Source organism: Methanosarcina flavescens, from assembly GCF_001304615.2.
GTDB classification, from domain to species: Archaea; Halobacteriota; Methanosarcinia; order Methanosarcinales; family Methanosarcinaceae; genus Methanosarcina; species Methanosarcina flavescens.
On record NZ_CP032683.1, the window covers coordinates 1,563,070 to 1,581,477 of the forward strand.

General features: G+C 41.2%; 19 protein-coding genes. 9 read left to right on the forward strand and 10 right to left on the reverse strand.

Going from position 1 to position 18,408, the window contains the following annotated elements:
* Window positions 1-202 precede the first annotated feature (202 nt).
* The 8 genes from AOB57_RS07020 to AOB57_RS14840 all read left to right on the forward strand — a co-directional run bounded on the left by AOB57_RS07020 (window position 203) and on the right by AOB57_RS14840 (window position 5,528).
* A complete protein-coding gene (locus tag AOB57_RS07020; RefSeq protein ID WP_054299760.1) occupies window positions 203-418 on the forward strand; it encodes a protein translocase SEC61 complex subunit gamma in 216 nt (71 codons plus the stop codon).
* Entirely contained in the window at window positions 415-873 is a 459-nt protein-coding gene (locus AOB57_RS07025) for a transcription elongation factor Spt5 (protein ID WP_048167393.1), read from the forward strand. Before AOB57_RS07020 ends, AOB57_RS07025 begins: the two co-directional genes overlap by 4 nt.
* 122 nt (window positions 874-995) lie before the next feature.
* The gene (locus AOB57_RS07030) at window positions 996-1,481 is read left to right on the forward strand and encodes a 50S ribosomal protein L11 (RefSeq protein ID WP_054299759.1); all 486 of its coding nucleotides are present in this window, start codon (window positions 996-998) and stop codon (window positions 1,479-1,481) included.
* 238 nt (window positions 1,482-1,719) lie between these two features.
* Window positions 1,720-2,361: a 50S ribosomal protein L1 gene (locus AOB57_RS07035; RefSeq protein ID WP_054299758.1), complete on the forward strand. Its 642-nt coding sequence runs from the start codon at window positions 1,720-1,722 to the stop codon at window positions 2,359-2,361.
* Window positions 2,362-3,414 (forward strand): 50S ribosomal protein L10, encoded by a 1,053-nt coding sequence (locus AOB57_RS07040; RefSeq protein WP_054299757.1) that lies wholly within the window; start codon window positions 2,362-2,364, stop codon window positions 3,412-3,414.
* Window positions 3,415-3,450: 36 nt separating this feature from the next.
* A complete protein-coding gene (gene rpl12p, locus AOB57_RS07045) occupies window positions 3,451-3,765 on the forward strand; it encodes a 50S ribosomal protein P1 (RefSeq protein ID WP_054299756.1) in 315 nt (104 codons plus the stop codon).
* 655 nt (window positions 3,766-4,420) lie between these two features.
* The gene (locus AOB57_RS07050) at window positions 4,421-5,413 is read left to right on the forward strand and encodes a radical SAM protein (protein ID WP_054299755.1); all 993 of its coding nucleotides are present in this window, start codon (window positions 4,421-4,423) and stop codon (window positions 5,411-5,413) included.
* A complete protein-coding gene (locus AOB57_RS14840; protein ID WP_264371732.1) occupies window positions 5,400-5,528 on the forward strand; it encodes a hypothetical protein in 129 nt (42 codons plus the stop codon). Before AOB57_RS07050 ends, AOB57_RS14840 begins: the two co-directional genes overlap by 14 nt.
* A gap of 472 nt (window positions 5,529-6,000) precedes the next feature.
* Here AOB57_RS14840 and AOB57_RS15035 read toward each other — a convergent pair whose 3' ends face one another.
* Both AOB57_RS15035 and AOB57_RS07060 read right to left on the reverse strand, forming a co-directional pair.
* Window positions 6,001-6,111, reverse strand: coding sequence for a hypothetical protein (locus AOB57_RS15035; protein ID WP_167829570.1), 111 nt, complete (start codon window positions 6,109-6,111; stop codon window positions 6,001-6,003).
* 38 nt (window positions 6,112-6,149) lie between these two features.
* Window positions 6,150-6,938 (reverse strand): SAM hydrolase/SAM-dependent halogenase family protein, encoded by a 789-nt coding sequence (locus tag AOB57_RS07060; RefSeq protein ID WP_054299895.1) that lies wholly within the window; start codon window positions 6,936-6,938, stop codon window positions 6,150-6,152.
* 112 nt (window positions 6,939-7,050) lie between these two features.
* On the opposite strand from AOB57_RS07060, the gene AOB57_RS07065 reads away from it, so the two are divergent.
* On the forward strand, window positions 7,051-8,223 hold the full coding sequence (locus tag AOB57_RS07065; protein ID WP_054299754.1) for a DUF4367 domain-containing protein: 1,173 nt from the start codon (window positions 7,051-7,053) through the stop codon (window positions 8,221-8,223).
* Between the two features lie 111 nt (window positions 8,224-8,334).
* Here AOB57_RS07065 and AOB57_RS07070 read toward each other — a convergent pair whose 3' ends face one another.
* The 8 genes from AOB57_RS07070 to scpB form a co-directional block, all read right to left on the reverse strand.
* Window positions 8,335-9,078, reverse strand: a complete 744-nt coding sequence (locus AOB57_RS07070; RefSeq protein WP_054299753.1) for an epoxyqueuosine reductase — start codon at window positions 9,076-9,078, stop codon at window positions 8,335-8,337.
* A gap of 185 nt (window positions 9,079-9,263) precedes the next feature.
* Complete coding sequence (locus AOB57_RS07075) at window positions 9,264-9,731, reverse strand: methylated-DNA--[protein]-cysteine S-methyltransferase (RefSeq protein ID WP_054299752.1); 468 nt, start codon at window positions 9,729-9,731, stop codon at window positions 9,264-9,266.
* 229 nt (window positions 9,732-9,960) lie between these two features.
* On the reverse strand, window positions 9,961-12,018 hold the full coding sequence (locus AOB57_RS07080; RefSeq protein WP_226999666.1) for a M3 family oligoendopeptidase: 2,058 nt from the start codon (window positions 12,016-12,018) through the stop codon (window positions 9,961-9,963).
* A 330-nt stretch (window positions 12,019-12,348) separates the two neighbouring features.
* Window positions 12,349-13,635, reverse strand: a complete 1,287-nt coding sequence (gene thiC, locus AOB57_RS07085) for a phosphomethylpyrimidine synthase ThiC (RefSeq protein ID WP_054299751.1) — start codon at window positions 13,633-13,635, stop codon at window positions 12,349-12,351.
* A gap of 442 nt (window positions 13,636-14,077) precedes the next feature.
* A complete protein-coding gene (locus tag AOB57_RS07090; RefSeq protein WP_054299750.1) occupies window positions 14,078-14,977 on the reverse strand; it encodes a hypothetical protein in 900 nt (299 codons plus the stop codon).
* 526 nt (window positions 14,978-15,503) lie between these two features.
* The gene (gene aglJ, locus AOB57_RS07095; RefSeq protein WP_054299749.1) at window positions 15,504-16,421 is read right to left on the reverse strand and encodes an S-layer glycoprotein N-glycosyltransferase AglJ; all 918 of its coding nucleotides are present in this window, start codon (window positions 16,419-16,421) and stop codon (window positions 15,504-15,506) included.
* 103 nt (window positions 16,422-16,524) lie between these two features.
* Complete coding sequence (locus AOB57_RS07100; RefSeq protein ID WP_054299748.1) at window positions 16,525-17,076, reverse strand: TATA-box-binding protein; 552 nt, start codon at window positions 17,074-17,076, stop codon at window positions 16,525-16,527.
* A gap of 195 nt (window positions 17,077-17,271) precedes the next feature.
* A complete protein-coding gene (scpB, locus tag AOB57_RS07105) occupies window positions 17,272-18,387 on the reverse strand; it encodes an SMC-Scp complex subunit ScpB (RefSeq protein WP_054299747.1) in 1,116 nt (371 codons plus the stop codon).
* Window positions 18,388-18,408 lie beyond the last annotated feature (21 nt).

The following is an 18,408-nucleotide window of genomic DNA, read 5'->3' on the forward strand; positions in this document are numbered from 1 at the left end:
TTTGATATTTTAAATGCCGTGTCGGTGATATCTTCATATAATAGGAATTAATAATATAAACCGCCCGTTCCTTCCATATCTTAATCGGGAAACTCCACACATATAAAAAAAGTGAATCTCGAGAACGGAAAACACACAGGAAGAGTTACAGGCAAAAATTTCAAGACAGATAAATAAAATAAGAAAACCTGGATGTGAATTGATGGTAGAATCCACGTTTGAACCGAATATAACTATAGAAAGCGTTGGCCAGACAATTCGGGCACACCTGAGAGTCCTGAAACTTACTAAAAAACCGTCCAGGGAAGAATTCTTGACCATTGCCAAAGTTGCAGGTATTGGCATTCTGGTTGTGGGAGCAATCGGATTTATAGTATATGTATTGTTGACAATGTTGCCCCAGTGGGTGGCCCAATGAGTGAGGATTCTCAGATATTTGTAATTAAAACCACGGCAAACCAGGAAAGATCGGTTGCAACAGCTCTTGCCAGGGTTTCAAAAAAGGAGAAGCTGGATATAAGGGCAATTCTAGCTCCTGATGAGCTAAAAGGATATGTCCTGGTCGAGGCTCCTAAATCCGGAATTGTAGAACAGGCAATTCAGACTATTCCCCATGCACGGGCTCTTGTGAAAGGGAGCTCTTCAATTGCTGAAATCGAGCACTTCCTTAAACCCAAACCAACAGTGACAGGAATCAAAGAAGGGGCTATAATTGAGGTCACTTCAGGACCCTTTAAAGGGGAGAAAGCCCGGGTTAAGAGGGTTGATGAAGGACATGAGGAAATTACTGTGGAACTGTTCGATGCTGTGGTTCCGATTCCCATAACGATTCGTGGCGACACTGTCAGAATCCTTAAAAAAGAGGAAGAGTGAAGCTGCAGCGAGATGGTAAACACCGAAAAATTCCAGCTTATTAATAAATAAAATCACCAGTACTCAGAGTGGATTGAAAAAGATCTACAAAGTTTATAGTTATTAAAACCGGTGAGACTCAGATGACAAGTATTGTTGAAGCACTTGTCCCGGGAGGAAAAGCAAATCCTGGACCACCTTTAGGTCCGGCGCTTGGTCCACTCGGGGTCAATATAAAAGAAGTGGTCGAAAAGATCAATGAAAAAACCAGGGACTATGATGGAATGCAGGTTCCTGTTAAAGTAATAGTTGACGATAAGAAAAATGTCGAGATCGAAGTAGGCACTCCACCCACCGCATCCCTGATCATGAAAGAGCTAGGGATTCAGAAAGGGTCAGGAAATGCAGGAAGCGAGGTTGTTGGAAACCTCAGCATCTCGCAGGTTGCAAAGATTGCCCGCATGAAAAGGGAGGATGTACTTTCCTACGATCTCAAGTCAACAATGAAAGAGGTAATAGGTACCTGTGTCCCCATGGGCGTAACCGTAGAGGGAGTTAAGGCAAAAGACAGCCAGAAGGCACTCGACCAGGGCAAATTCGATGATTTGCTTGCCGGTGAGGAGTGGTAAGCCTTCCATCCCTTTACTATTTAATTCGGAAATTCATTACCACCAATAGTTTTAAATCGGATAGCACTAATAGCTCAAGAATCTTGCACATCGTTGCAATAGATTAAAGTAATAGCTATTAGCGGCTTACTGTTAAGAGTAACAGAACCCGGATTAATGGGGAAGCCCTAAGACCAACCGTAGTAAGCCGAAGAGGCTGCTTGAACAAGCAAGTTCAAACACTACGGGGAGGAACAAGATGGCAGAAAAAACTATACTGGAAGCTGTCAAGAAAGTACTTGAAGAATCGCCAAAGCGCAATTTCTCTGAAAGTGTAGACCTGGCGATTAACTTAAAGAATCTTGACATGAACCAACCGAAGAATAGAGTCGATGAAGAAGTAATTCTTCCTCACGGGCTCGGAAAAGAACTGAAGATCGGCGTTTTTGCAAAAGGTGATGTGGGCCTGAGAGCAAAGGCTGCCGGTGCTGCGTATGTTATTTCTGATGTTGAGCTCGATGAACTGGCGGCTGACAAAAACAGAGCCAGGGCTCTTGCAAACGAATGTGACCTTTTTATCGCAGAAACCCAATTCATGCCAACTATTGGTAAGAATCTTGGTATTGTTCTCGGACCCAGAGGGAAAATGCCTATTCCGCTCTTGCCTAACAAGGATATAGGCGAACTTATCCAGAGCAAGCAAAATGCGGTAAGGTTGAGGTCTAAAGACAAGCTCACTTTCCATGTGCCTGTAGGCCGAAGGGATATGAATCCTGATGACCTTGCCGAAAACATAGAAACTATAGTGTCCAGACTGGAGCGTGTCCTGGATAAAGGCAGGCACAACCTGAGATCTGTCTTTGTCACGACAACTATGGGAAAATCCGAAAGGGTGGTTTAAATGGCAGAGGAGAAGCATCACACGGAGCACATCCCACAGTGGAAAAAGGATGAGGTAGAAAATATAAAGAATCTCATTCAGTCGCATAAGGTATTCGGGATGGTCGGGATCGAGGGCATTCTTGCAACCAAGATCCAGAAAATTCGCCGTGACCTTAAAGACACTGCGGTGCTCAAAGTCTCAAGGAACACCCTTACAGAGCGGGCTTTAAACCAGCTCGGAGGAAGCATTCCCGAGATGAATAAATATCTTGACAAGCAGACGGCTTTGATATTTACCAACGAAAGTCCCTTCAAACTTTACAAAGCACTTGAACAGACAAAAACCCCTTCTCCGATTAAAGGAGGCGCAATAGCTCCTGTGGATATTGTTGTTCAGAAGGGACCTACAAGTTTCCCACCTGGCCCGATTCTCGGAGAACTCCAGAGCGCAGGAATTCCAGCTTCAATTGAGGCAGGGAAGGTTGCAGTAAAGGAAACAAAGGTTGTCTGTAAAGCAGGTGAGGCAGTCCCACAGAAGCTCGCAACCATGCTTTCAAAGCTGGAAATATACCCACTTATTGTAGGGCTTGACTTAAGAGCCGCTTATGACGATGGGACAATTTACGAGCCGGAACTCCTTGCAATTGACGAAAGTCAGTACTTCTCTGACATTATCAGAGCAGCCCAGAACGCTTTCAATCTCTCTGTTAACACTGCGTACCCGACAAGCGCAACAATCGGCACCCTACTGTCAAAAGCCTTTGCAGAATCAAAGAACCTTGGTGTCAATGCTGTTGTGTTTGATTCCGGAGTCATGGACGCTTTGCTGGCAAAAGCTCATATCCAGATGACATCCGTTGCATCCGAAGCCGCAAACAAAGATGCAAATGCCGTAGATGACGAACTGAGGGAAGTTCTCGGAGCAGCCGCAAGCGCAGCAGCAGCCGCAAGTGTAGCAGCAGCCGAGAAGAAAGAGGAAGAAGTAAAGGAAGAAGAGGAAGAAGAGGAAGAAGAGGAAGAAGACCACGCCGAAGAAGACGGAATGGCCGGTCTCGGTGCCCTTTTCGGATAAATAAATTTACTATAATTGAAATTTAGGTGATCAACAATGGAATACATATATGCAGCTCTTTTACTACACAACGCTGGTAAAGCAGTTACCGAAGATGCAGTCACTGCCGTTCTCCAGGCAGCAGGTATAGAAGTTAACGAAGCCAGAGTAAAGGCACTTGTCGCAGCCCTTGAAGGCGTGGACATCGAAGAAGCAATCTCAAAGGCAGCATTCGCAGCTCCCGCAGCCGCAGCAGCCCCTGCAGCAGCAGCTCCTGCAGCAGAAGAAGCTCCTGCAGCAGAAGAGGAAGAAGAGGAAGAAGATACCTCTGAAGAAGACGGAATGGCCGGTCTCGGCGCCCTCTTCGGATAAACACAATAAAACTTCAATACATACAGCTCGCCGTAAGGCGGGCACTCCTTTTTTCAATAGAAACTTTAACAGTAGTTTAATAACTTAGAATTATAACTTGGAATTAGCTGATTTTTCTGTAGAATTCTTTATCTTTTCTTAAATTCCTCATTTTCTAAAAATATTTATCTTTTCTACATAATTCTCTGTACTGGATAGATATCCTGACTCGATGAATGCATATCCTGCAGTTTCATATGTAACGAGCAATTTTATTGGTGCTTTGCGATGCCGGTTACAGGATATGTTTTTTAGTTAGAGCAATAACATACAAGAATCCCAGAAATATTCAGAATTTAGTAACTGTTAAGCCCACTCAAAATTAGTTATTAGTAAATTAGCAGTTAACTCAATTTTTATTTATTTACAAAGCATCTTCACACGATTCTTGGTAGATAACTTTGACTTAGCTTACTTTAAGCTTACTTTAATATCGTATCTGATCACTTTAGATATTAAATGGATTAACAAATCATCCACGAACTTCGACTCATAAGTCAGTAAGCTAGACGGAGTCGAAAAAGTATGTTACACAAACCAGCTCTCCAAAAGGTTATAATAGAAAAGATAATGAATAATAAGTAGTCTTCTGCAGAAAAATAAGTAAGAGATTTCTATGTCCCGATTTAATCCTATCCTCGCTATGAGAGCCCTCTGGCAGATCAGAGTAAGAAAGCGTCCTTTTGTCCTTTCTCACGGTGTAAATGCTCGGTGCAACATGCGCTGCAAATTCTGTGGGTACTGGAAGAAAACCGGGGAAGAACCGACTAAAGAAGAGATTTTCAAGCTGTTAGACGATGCGAGAGATTTCGGGATAGGAGTTTATAATGCCTGGACTGTAGAGCCTCTCCTGAGAAAGGATCTGCCCCAGATTATGGCATATGCCAAAAAAATCGGGATGATCACTTCCATGGTCACAAATGGAAAGCTGCTTTACGAGAGAGCGGAAGAGCTTGTGGATGTGGATTATCTTTCGGTTTCTGTGGATGGGGTAAAAAGTTATAAAGAAATCCGTCGAATGGACTTCGAAACTCTGTTGAAGGGCTTAAAGAAAGCTATTGAGGTTAGAAAACTCCAGAAACAGAGGAATCCCATCCTGATGAACTGCGTACTCACAGGAAAAAATCTTGACGATGTCGAGACCCTTATTTTACTTGCAAAAAAGCTGAAAGTGAAGATTTCCTTCGAGCCTGTCCATGAGTTTCCCGGAATCAGTAAGGAAGTATGGAACGACATTGGAATCCGTGACATGGAGAAATTCCGCAGTACAGTTGACCGCATAATCGAGCTTAAAGCGCAGGATTACCCGATCATAAACTCCAGAACCTATCTTAAAATGGTCAGGGATGGGAAAATGGACTACAGATGCCTTGCCAGCGGGATTATTATGAACGTGACACATGACGGCACTCTGGAGACCTGCCGTGTGCAAAACGAGCCCCTTGGAAACGTTATCTGGGACGGCTTTGAGAACGTCTGGAAAAACTCCGAAAAGCGCCGAAAGGAGATTGTCAAAAACTGCACAGGTTGCCTCTTTTTTGGATACACGGAAAATAGTTTGATGCAGAGTTTTAATCCCGAAGTTCTAATGCATTATGAGTGGATGTAACAGCAGAGTTCCGCTTCGTGAACACGATCCGAATCCCGTCTCAAGAGGATGGTGCCTTTTTCACAAGCCTTCTTCAAACAGGCTTGAGCGCAAATTTTTTGAGAAAGATATTTGATCACAAGCCTTTTCGAAAAAGGCTTGACCGAAAACAGCGAACTTTTGGATTTGATAACCTTATCCTCTAACCCTGTCCGGCGTGATAAACGCAAACTTTTTAAGAAAAAGTATGATCAAAAACCGGTATGGAGACGTGATAAACCGGAGCAACGATTTCAGTCAAACCTTTTCGTAAAAGGGTTGCGGTGCAGCGCTTGTGCTCAAGAGGGCTAATTTAGGGAATAGAAATTTACTTATTCCTGTCTAAATAACGAAAATTAAAGAAGATTTTATTGAAAAGCCAGAATATAAAATAAAGGAAGGGCTTTTTTATCTAGAGTTCCCTCTATAATTTTCTTTATTCAGCATCCTTAGAGCTTTAACTGTAACCCATCTGACTTCAAAGTCTAGATCGTTTAGATTTTAACAAGAGGGGGTGCTGCCTTTTGATCACCAATTTTTCCAGGAGTTTCTACGGCATACCACCTGACCTAGGGGTTGTTGTCTTTTAGAATTTCGAGAAGCGCATCAACTGCTTTTCGGCTACCTATATTCCCAAAGGCACAAACTGCAGTAACCCGGAGTTCGGAGTATCTTTCCACGCTATTATTTAAACAGTCATCGTCTCAAATTATCATATTTACACAGTCTTTATTACCACCTGCTCTCCGCTCTTCAGCCCGAACTGGCGCGCAGCACTTCCCTTGTTTACCGCAATCTCCAGGAAACCATGACTGCCTATAAGGGCAAGGGGCTCTTCCTGCCCGACAAGACCGTAGGTCTGAACAAAGGATACCTTTCTGCCGTTTACTTCCATCTGTGAGCCGAAAGTAGAGAATCTTAAGATGATATTTTCCGGAATATTGGTGATTACATTCCCGAAATTGTCTGTAAAAATAACCTCCCCGACAAGAAAGGATCCGTCAATTCCGAAATTTTCGAAATTAAGGTTCACAAAGTCCGATATTTCGGGCCCGACAGCATCGATAGATGTACCTTTTGAGAGGTGGGCTCCTACAGGCGCAAAAATATCCCTTCCGTGAAAAGTTGCAGAAATTCCGGATTCAAGCATGAGTTCGGGATTTGTAATTTCGTGTACTTCCATCTTCCCAAGGCGGCACGCTGCAGGTATAAGGAGCCCGTTGTCAGGGCCGACAAAAAACTGTTCTTTTCCTTCATCACCTGCTTTAATGGCGAGAGCGCGGCGGGAAGTGCCGACACCTGGATCGACGACGCCAATATGCACAGTCCCATGAGGGAAATATTGAACAAGTGAATAAAGAGCAAAAGCTCCTTCCCGTATTCCAGCCTGCCGGATGGAATGGGTTATATCGATTATCTGCACCTCCGGGTTAATTCCCAGAATAATGGCTTTCATAGCTGCGGGATAAAGGTCCCCAAAGTCAGTAGTCAGGGAAATTAAGGGCATAAAAATCACTTGGTTTTTTTCTATTTTATCATATGCAGAAGAAGAAAATATATTAAGATGTGAGAGTGTACAGGCTAACATCAGGATATAAAAAATTGAAGAAGAATAGAACATGAAGCATACAAAAATATTATTTATACTGATTTTCATAAGCCTTGCTCTTTTTGCATCAGGCTGCGAAGAGAAACTCAGTACAGAAGAAATTGCAACAAAAATGCAGGAGAAAGAAGCCAGCCTTGAGGACTACTCTTGTACAATACACACGACAGTATATCTCAACGGGGAAAATGATCTGGAAGAGGAAATCCAGATGGTGTATAAAAAACCTAACCTTATGAGGACTTCTGGTGTAGAGGATGGAAAAAAAGTCGAATCTGTATCGGACGGAGAGTTCGTATGGAGCTATGACGTTGAAACAAATACTGTCACTAAAATAAAATTGCCTGAGGAACCACTCATAACGGAAAAAGATTTTGTCAGTATCATAGGCAATTTACTGAATGAAAGCGAGGTTTCCATGCTCGGAGTTGAAGAGGTGGATGGAAGAAGTGCATATGTTCTTGAAACCAGACCAAAAGCTGAGGAGAGTGTATTGTCAGAGCTAGCTTCCCGGACAAAAGTATGGGTTGACAGAGAGACATGGATGGTACTTAAGTTCAGTATGTATGACAATGAGGGAAACCTGTCAGTAGACGTGGAAATACGCGACCTGAAAGTAAATGTTGGGATTCCGGATTCGGAGTTTAAATTTGAGATTCCTGATGGGACAGAAGTAGTAACTATGGATCTGGATGAACAATTCAAAATTCCTGAAAACCTGAACCTTGAAGAAGCAAGACAGCAAGCTAGTTTTGAGATTCTTACTCCGGAATATATTCCGGATGGCTACGTGTTTAATGCAGCAACAGTACAAAAATTCAATAATACAGCCCTTATAAGTGAGAGTTCAGAAACTGTAACTCTTAGCTACCAGAAAGGAACCGAAAGCATAGAGATAATGGAAACTGTTTACGAAAACGAGCCAGAAAAAGATACTTCCATGCTGGAAGGCGAAAAGATCAGCATCAACGGAAGAGAAGCATATCTAAATGAATTCGGAGATCTGAAAATATTGCACTGGAAACTTGGAGAAGTCGAAATAGATCTTATAGGGTATCTTGAGAAAGCCGAAATGCTGAAAATTGCTGAATCTATACGTGAACCCTCTACCGAATCATTACAGGAAAACGTTACTGAATCGTCACAGGATTCCTTTAATGAATCTGAATCCTCAAAACTCCACTGACGGCAGTATAAGCAACTATGTTGAGGTTCAACCGGCTCTGCCTCTCTGAGAAAGAAAATAATTAAAAATTACAGATCTTGTATAGAAGAAGAGAAATATAAGTTTCCTGTTTCAGCGAGACCTGAAAGCGCAGGGTCCGGTTGCACATTTTCCACAGGCAAGCTGATTGAATTCGGGGAAAACTCTTGCGTTTTCCTGAAGCAGTTTGAAACATTTTTCTTTATCAAGCCCTCTTTCAGTAAGAGCCCCAGCTGGACATCTATCCACACAGACGAGGCACTTCTCTCCTTTTTTATAACGGCAGAATTCTTCAGCAGGACGGGGAGTAGGAAGTATTTCTGCTGAAATCAGTATTGTTCCGAAGCGGCCTGCACACCCGGCTTTTGTGATCAGCATGTGATGAAACCCGAAAGTACCAAGCCCGGCTGCAAAAGCTGCACTTTTGTGGGACCAGGCAAAGTCAAAACCTCTATTTTTGTAATCAAAAGTAACCTCAGGCACGACTGCTTTTACGTCTTCCTTTGCCAGTTCAGCCTTCAACTTTTTATTGATTTCTTCTATCAGGTAGTCGGTTTCGCTTCTAGCCTGAATCCATTCTTTTACCGGGTCAGGGGATTTCCAATTGCGTTTCACAAGGTCCTTTTCAAAAGGCAAAAAGAAGGTGACAACCGTTCTTGCCTCAAGGAAAATTTCTTTTGGGTGCAGGTGATGAGGGCCAATAATTTTCTTCATCTCATCAAAAATAGGGTCATCGGTTGAAGCATATCCGACAATAGGTTCACGGTATCGAGTCTCAGTACCCGGATTTGCGGCGGCTGCTTTGATAATACTCTCTATCCTATTTTTAAGTCGCATATTAGTTTCTCCGGAAATCCATTTTCATAGATTATTGTAATTACTTATGGGATATTCGGTTGCAGGTCGCCTTACTTAAAATTACTTATAAGTTGGAGAAATTAGCAATAACAGATGAGAAATATAACCGGTAAGGAAAATGACATTGATACGTCAGACCAGATCAAATTGTTTCTCACTGCAGTTTATCTTTTCTCAAGCTTTAATAAATATTCTTTAATATCCAGACCAGATGCATAACCCGTGAGTTTTCCGTTTGATCCTATAACTCTGTGACAGGGAATAATTATCGCTATTGGATTCCGGTTGTTTGCAAGCCCCACAGCCCTGTAAGCTCTGGGATTTCCGATAGATGCTGCTATCTCTTTATAAGTACGGGTTTCACCATAGGGGATTTCGCACAAAGCTTTCCAGACAGACTTCTGGAAATCAGTTCCCTCAGGAGCCAGTTTAAGGGTGAAAGATTTTAATTTCCCGGAAAAATAAGCCTCAAGTTGCCTGGCAGCTTCTTTGAAAAAATCTTTGTTTTGTATCCAGTCCTCAGGAATATCCGCTTTCTTCTTGCCTTTCAGAAAAATAAGACGTTTTAACCCATTTTCGTTTCCTGCCAGAAGAATGGGACCTATTGGTGATTCGATTATATCGTAGTACACTTTTTTGTCACCTGTAGCGCAAATATCAATACTTGTATCGTTCTGGTAGAAATGTTTATTCAATAGATGTTTATTCGATAACCGGGTAAAGGAAGCTAAAGTAAACCAGATCCGAAAAATAAAAAAATTGAAGGTTAGGAGCACTTAAACTCACAAGCCCTCTCAAGTTTTTTACCTAAACTCTTTACCTGAGGCATCAAACTCATTCTTTTTTATATTCACTTTTAGATTAACTTTTCCAGAGAGATCCCGAATAAATGTTCAGGGTATCTACTGCAGACTCAAATTCAGGAGCCTTCGCTTCTTTCTCCAGTTCATTCAGTTCCTGAATCCTCAACTCCACGACATCCATTGCATCTTCAAAAAGCTGCCTGTTGATTTCGATTCCGAAATACTTTTTGAGTTTTTCCTCTGGCGGCATTGTTGAACCTGCCGATAGATATGCAATGTAGTTTTTGTTAAAAGTCTCAGGATCCTCCTTGTACTGTTTGAAAAGGGAGAGAGTTATTGCCTTTGAGACCGCGTAGTTGAAGGTATAGTAGTTGTTTGTCAGATAAATATGATTAATATAGGTCCATTCGGCTGAATCTACACCTGAATCTTCAATGTAATATTCGACTGACTCACTCCCATACTCATTAGATAAGTTTGTCCAGATCTCGTTGAGATCTTCGCCGCTGACTGTTCCGTTTTCAGCACATAGCTGGTGTGCTCTATATTCGAATTCCGCAATCATAGGTTGACGAGTAAAGTAGTTCTGGTACTCCGATATATGCTGGGAGAGAACATTAACTGCGGTCTTTTTATCAAAGTTTTGGATAGCGTGATCAACAAAAAGTTCTTCATTGAAAGTAGAAGGGATTTCCATCTCATAAATCTGGCCTGAACAGTAGAAGTAATCGACAGAGTTCCCAATAAGGTAAAAGTTAATACCATGTCCCAGTTCATGAGTTATGGTTTTCTGATCTCTAATAGTGCCATTGTAGTTGAGGAAAACAAGGGCAGGAGACTTCAAAGAACATAATCCAATAGTATAACCTCCAGGCTGTTTTCCATGCTCAGGATCAGGATATACATCTACAAAATTACCAGTCACCATTCTTAAAAAGATTTCATTGAAACGAGGATCCATTTTAGAATAGGATTTCTGGATTTCCTGCAAGGCTTCGGTATATGTATAGTTATTCCCAGGCTGATCTGTCAACTGAAGCATGAGGTCATATGGTCTGAGGGTCTCAATCCCGAGCTTACTTCTCCTGAACTCGTTATATTCCTCGAATACCCCTTTTCTCTCTTTAAAAACAGTGTTCATGTCATCAATCTGAGTGCGGTTAAGATAGGAACTGTACAATGTGTAGTCATAAAAATCTGTATAGTTCAATTCCCGGGCAATAAGATCGTCAAGCTGAGCTTTTCTGGAATAGATAGATGCCATGGAATCGGATTCATTTCGCATGTGGTAGTATCTCTTCTCATAACATCTTTTCCTGTTTTCTCGGCTAAGGTCTGTTGAAAGTAGAGTATTATAGGACTGAGAATTGACAGAAAAATTCTCCCCGTTTTCAAGTGTTATATTTCCTGCCATTGTAACGTTGTTTGTTACCTTCGACATCGCCTCAGTTTCCAATTTCATGCGCTGGTTTTCTAGCTCTGCAATGTATACAGCCTGAGACTCGTTCATTGCCCTGTGATCTGCGAATCTCCTGTATTTAGCTTCAAGATAAGGTCTGTACTCCTCAAGTTCAGGCTCTTCGGAAAAGAGTTTGTTCCATTCCTCGTCATTGAGTGAAGTCAGCTTCACAACTGTAAATGAGTTGGCTTTCCCATACTCGGTAACCAGATTCTGGGAATCCGTTAGAAGAGAAACAAAGAATGGGTCACTCACATTTTTACTAAATTGAGTATATGCATAAATGTAAAGAACCTCAAGAGATTTTGAGAACTCCTTTTCAGCATTCAGGAAGTCAAGTAAAACCGACCCAGACAAATTTTCAAATTGTGGACGGAAAGTTTCGTTTATTTCCTCAGGCTTCTTTCTTAAGATCTCAAGTTCTTCTAGGGCATCTCCCCTGCTACTGAAAAGATAGGAATCATTCCACTCTGTAGTAACCTCATCGGGATTAAGTTTTTCAAATGTGTATTCTTCGTTTATAATCTCAGATGGGTTACCTAGCTCCGCAGCAGCCCCGCATTCTGAAAAAATCGAAAAGAATAGAAATATCCCAATAGTGATGAGTCCTTTAACTGTTCCGAGAGCCATGAGCCCTTTAACTGATTTTAGTCTCATAAACCACAACCCCTGACAGAATATCAAAACCATTATCCAGGTTTTGTAAGAAAAGTTCCAGGTATTTTAATAAATCAGCAACAATAGGTTTGGATATTTTAGAATAATGATGTAAAAAGCTATCGGTTTTAAACTGTTCTATGGGCAAAAAGGCGAAACTGCAAAATTACATAGAAGTCAGAAAAGAAAGAAAACGAAACTTGCCGAAAAAGGAGAAGCTATGTGCTTGAGAATTAATTAGAAAATAAGATAGTCTCAAGAAATAGAATGATCCTAAAAAATAGATAAGTAAAGCCCGAAGGCTTCACTCTGAAATTTACCAGTAACTGCTTATTTTGCGAGGTTATAGTTCTGGTTGACGATCTTGAGGGCACAGAAGTTGCCGCACATAGTACAGGCATCTGAGTCTTCGGGAGCCCTGCTGTCCCTGACTGCTCTTGCATGTTCAGGGTCGATTGCAAGGGAGTACATCTTTTCCCAGTCAAGTTCCCTTCTGGCTCTGCCCATATCAAGATCCCATTGCCTTGCCCTGTCAGGATACTTTATCATATCACCGACGTGGGCTGCAATTCTTGATGTCTTAACACCTGTAATCACGTCTTCAACGTTCGGAAGTGCAAGGTGCTCTGCTGGAGTCACGTAGCAGAGGAAGTCACAGCCATAAGCTGCGGAAACGGATGCTCCGATTGCAGTTACAATATGGTCGTAGCCTGGAGCAATATCTGTAACGAGAGGACCGAGCATGTAGAAAGGCTTGTGACCGCTCATTTCCTTCATGAGCTTTACATTAGTTGCAATCTGGTCAAGTGGGACGTGGCCAGGACCTTCGACAATGACCTGCACACCCTGTTTGTGTGCCCTGTCAGCCATTTCGGAGTTGATGATGAGTTCCTGGATCTGGGCGCGGTCGGTTGCATCGTGGACTGCCCCTGCACGCATTCCGTTGCCTGTAGAAAGGACGACTTCGTGTTCCTTGAGGATTTCAACGAGGTAGTCGAAGTTTTCATAAAGCGGGTTTTCCTTTTCGTTGTGCAGCATCCAGGAGCTCATGAAAGCGCCACCGCGGGAGCAAAGTCCGCCGTACCTGCCGTGGGCTTTAAGCCTGTCAAGGGTGATGTTGTTAATCCCTGTATGGATTGCCATGAAGTTGGTTCCGAGTTTTGCCTGGGCTTCGGTTGCATTGAAAAGCTCGTCTTCAGTCATATGTACAATTGAGCCGTACTTTCTTGCAGCTTCAATGAAAGCCTGGTAGAGAGGCACTGAGCCAACGGAAAGGGAAACGCTGTCAATAACTTTTTTCCTGATTCCAAGGAAGTCACCCCCTGTACCGAGCTCCATCAGAGTATCTGCACCTGCGGCTTCGGCAGCCTGGGCTTTCTTAACTTCCATTTCCTCATCAACAATGTCCGAGGATACGCCTATGGATGCATTGACCTTGGTTCTGAGCCCTTCTCCTATACCGCAGATCTTTACCTGCCTGTAAGGTGAAGTTGGAATAACAATTCTTCCGGCTGCAACACCACGGCGGATGAATTCAGGGTCAAGCCCTTCATCCTTTGCAACAATCTTCATTTCCTCAGTAATAATCCCTTTCCTTGCATCTTCTACAATTGTCATATTATTAACCTCAAGCTTTCTATAATCTGTAAAATTTGGTTGTAGGATTAAGCTGTAATTAAGGCAAAGTTGAGTTAGAAAATAAAAGGCGTGTAATTATATATAACACTTTTTAAAAAATTAACTTTAATCTTAATCAAGTTTACTTTACTTAGGTGCCTATAGGTGTTGAAAAATATAAGAAATAAAATTAAAATAAATGTTTTATAAATAAAAGCTAAACTTTCTTTGAGCAAAAGGCAAGTAAAATTGTTTTGATCGGAAAATTGAAAAAGGTAAAATTAGGTTTATAATAAGATCAAGTAGAAAATCGGTATTTTAAGCCAATTCGTGAATGAATATAAGCTAATGTGTAAAAAAAGATATATGGTTAGTTATTATTAGCCCGCTTGTACCAACCCAAAGACGTATATTTTGTCTCTTCCTCTGTCTTAAAAGGACTTCATGCAACTTCTGGGTGGCGTGAAGTCTTGTTTACAGCATGAGAATCTTTATTCTCATAATAATCTCTAGCATATTGACTACTTAATACATCAAGACTGTCATTTCCCCATGGTACTTCCTGTCCCATAATAGCCCTTACTTTTACATAGCCTGTGTCATTAACTTTTGCTGCTAGTAGATTATTGTACCTACCTCTGTATTTTTTAGGCCACTCATATGGATCATTATTTGCAGTCAAATAGACAAAGAAAGATACATTTTCTCCTTCCTTTAGATTATCGCTTAAGTAGATGTAGGTATCATATGTCGGATTTGAGGTATACTTAGTGTATTCTCCATAAGGGACAGAAGAAATATTAGACACATTTTCAATAGGGAATAGCATTGGGCTTCCATTATTTATGGGATCAAAAATGTCAAAATAATCTGCAACAAACCAGGCACCACCATGAATATCTTTGAGCCTGGTCTCATTTGTTCTGAATCCATACATATAACCCTTATCAGTTTCTGCAATGAAAGTTACCCAGTTTCCTATTAACTCTTTGTTGTCAAGTTCCTCACTCATATTTCTAAAATAGGGACCTATATAATTTCGTTCAGGCTTGCGCATGACTTTACGCAGAAACTTCTGGAAAGAATCAGGTTTCTGCGTAAAGGGAGTAAAAAATTTGCCTTCCTTAGATGCAGGGATAGGAACCATTATCACAGTCGTTCCATTCACTTCCTTTCCGGAAAGTCCTGTAACTTTGATATCATACTCAAAATAGTATCTTTGAACTGGCTCCCTATTAAGGTACGTACCCGTATTTATGGCATAAACAACATAGAAAAATAGTATGCCTATAACAAAAAGAGTAAAAAAGATAGGAATGAGCAGTAGATTTTTTCTTCTCACGTTTATCCCACCTTATATTTTTTATAAAGTATAAAATTATTTCCTAATACTCTATGAGTTCCGTATTGTGCTTACTTTTTTCAATAGAGCACCTGTTGTGATTAATATAAGATTAAAATCAGATCCAAAAGTATTTGGACAATAAAACATTGCTTCTTATATTAGAGAAAGGGGAATTTACAGACCTGAAATAGGAAAACAGAAATCAATCAGAATTTTTGGACAGAATTTACTTATAGGATAATTGCTATCGGCTGTTTCCTACCTGAACTTTAGATTTCGAGTTAACCTATTGAAAGTGTAAGCCGTACGCTTTCTAAAAGAGGAGAACAGGAAACTAATTTATAAATCACACAATATAGACTAAACAATAATTTTGAAACTAGTGTAATAGATAGAAAATTTTTAGAAAATAATTGAAAAAATCATTAGTACAACTGATGCTATAAGCTATTGTATTAGTTTCTAAATTCTAAAAAAGTAATTAACGAAGAATTTAAAAATGTAGGCTGAAAAAATAGAATTTTTATTTTCTCTGTTTATTCATTTCCTTAATTAACTGAAGGGTTTGCCTGTGAAGAGTTAATATGAAATCACTCAAAATTCCAAAGATGAACATCTGAAGACCGAATATGATTAGCAGGGATGTAAGGACAGAAAGCAGGGTATGGGTAATTCCATCTAGCCACTCAACTACCACAAAAGTTCCTGTAAACAGGCCTGCCAGAATAAAGATAGAACCTATAATTCCAAAATAGAACATGGGATTATTCATTTTTGCAAGTCCGTAAATAGTAGACCCAATTCTGAATCCATCTTTTACCGGATTTAGCTTGGTTGTGCTTTTCTTACTTCTAGGGAGGTAAGTGATAGGAACTTCTTCAACCCTCTGCTTTTTAAGAACGCATTCCACGGAAATTTCGGTCTCGATTTCGAAACCTGTTTTGTTAAGTTCGAGTTCCCTCACACTCTCGAGCGTAAATGCACGGTAACCTGAGAGGATATCTTTTAATTCGACCTCATAAGCAATATCAAAAAACATGTTTATAAGATGGTTGCCCACAAGGTTGAGCTTTGTAAAAGCACCAGGGGAATAATTATCCAGCCGGTTGCCTATAACATGGTCGGCCCGCCCTTCCAGAATAGGCTTTAGGAGAGAATGGATTTCACGTGCAAGGTATGTTCCATCCCCATCAGCCATCACGACATAAGGGTTTTCTATAAGCCCGAAAGCCTGAATTATTGCCTGCCCTTTGCCTTTTCCGGTCTGCATGACAACTTTTGCACCTTCAGCCTCTGCAATTTGTCCTGTGCCGTCTTTGCTGTTTCCATCAATTACTAGAATATTGGAAAAGCCTTCCTGCCTGAAATCCTTGATAAGCTGCCCTATTGTCGCAGCTTCATTCAAGGTAGGAATAAGAATGCAAACATCTGCGTTGTTCACGTTTCACACATATCCTTTGCCGGAATCTCTACACGCGCCCGTTTTGTTGTAAAACTTATAAGTACCTTATTTCCAGAAAAGGGATGATGGAGATTGAGGGTTCTTACAAAAGTCCCATGTTGTCGAGCTGCTGGCGGACGACTTCTACGCCTCTCTCACAGTCTTCAGGAGACTTACCGCCTGTAACTACCAGTTTTCCAGAACTGAAGATAAGCACGACTACTTTAGGCTCATCGATTCTGTACACAAGACCAGGGAACTGCTCAGGCTCGTACTCGATATTTTCAAGCCCAAGCCCTATTGCAATTGCATTGAGGTTCAAAATAGTGTGCAGGTCTGCAGAAGCAACAATATTCTGGACAGTAATCTGGGGGTTCTCCACGGTTTTAATCCCGATACTGTTCAGCTTTTTCGCCATATTGCCTATAACGGTATGTACATCAGCAACGTTTTTTGCCCCTGTACATACAACCTTGCCGGAAGTAAAGACCAGGAATGCAGCTTTAGGATCCGAAACCCTGTAAACGAGCCCGGGGAACTTCTGCTTGTTGTACTCGGCTCCTTCGAACTCGGATTCAATAACATTTAAGTCGAATTCTTCAGCGAGTTTGGTGGATGCAACCACATTTTCGATCTTGATGCTAGATTCGCTCATTAGTCAACCCTCAGTATATAAAGCAAGAGTAATATCCTCTAACCAGTATATAAAGATATAGTTAAATACCCTGCATAAGTATATAAATGCTTTATATATAGAATATAAATGCGACAGAAAAACTAAAATTTAGGACGCATGTATTTATAAATAAATTAATAGGGATAGAGATGATTAAGCTCTCTTTCAGGCACTTCAATTCTCAAATTTTTTAAGACCTTCAAGAATAGAGTCATATTTTGCACTGACTCTCTGGAGAAGATCACCCTCAATACTGCGGTGAGTAGGAATCAGAATCTGGGCTCCTTTTGCGATTTTAACCCCATTTTTTGAAACCCCATAATCAGGAGCAATAAGAATTCCATCTGCAGAAATCCCGAGAGAGAGATCGTTTACGATTCTTGAAACCATTTCAGTTGCCGGTTTTACCTTTTTCTTGATAAGGACAGCAGAAGAAACGTATCTTTCCCTGGTTTCTCGAATTTTCTTAATAGTATTTTCAACAGTTTTGAGATCCACTTCATCGGGAAGTTCTTCGACAAGTAGAGTAAGTGCTTCTATAAGGTCTTCAAACGTTGTTGAATGTACCTCAAGGATTTCTCCATCACAATACTGCCGTACAGTATCGGAATAACCTGCCGAGATCACGACCACGTCGGCCTCAAGCAGGCGAGAAATTTCCTCCTTTGAAGGTGAATAAGCATTGGTTACGAAGTATTCCTTGATTCCGCACATACTCATGAGAGACTCATACATGGGAGTCACGGCAATAGTCTTCTTCCCTATCCAGAGGTTGATTTCACTTTGCTCTCCCTGGGATCTCAAAAGTTCAAGAATTTTCTCTTTTATGGCTTTTGGGTCATCTCTTTTGAGCCCGAAATAATCGGCAAAAAGAGGAGTTGTTGAAAGCTGCCTACTTCTCCCACAGGGCACAGACTTCACAAAGCCTCGATCTACAAGGTCCTTTATATGGTCATAAGCTCCGCTTCCTCTCATATCAATGAGGTCTGACTGGAGCAGGGGCTGATGATAGGCAATCATTGAAAGAGTGCGAAGTTTGGGGGCTGAAAGCTCCTTTGGGGCGACTTCTCGCATGAGTTCGGAATATTCGGGCTTGACCTGCATAACATAACGCTCCCCAAGATCAAGGATTTCGATTCCGGATCCGCGGGAAGAATATATCTCTGTCAATTCTTTTACTGCCGAAAGGACTGTTTTTTTTGGTTTCCCTGTGATTTTCGCAAGCTTTTCGAGGCTTACTGCCCTGCCAGCAACAAAAAGTGCGGCTTCAATAATCTCAAGCTCACTCATAAATCTCACTTCCAGAAAGAA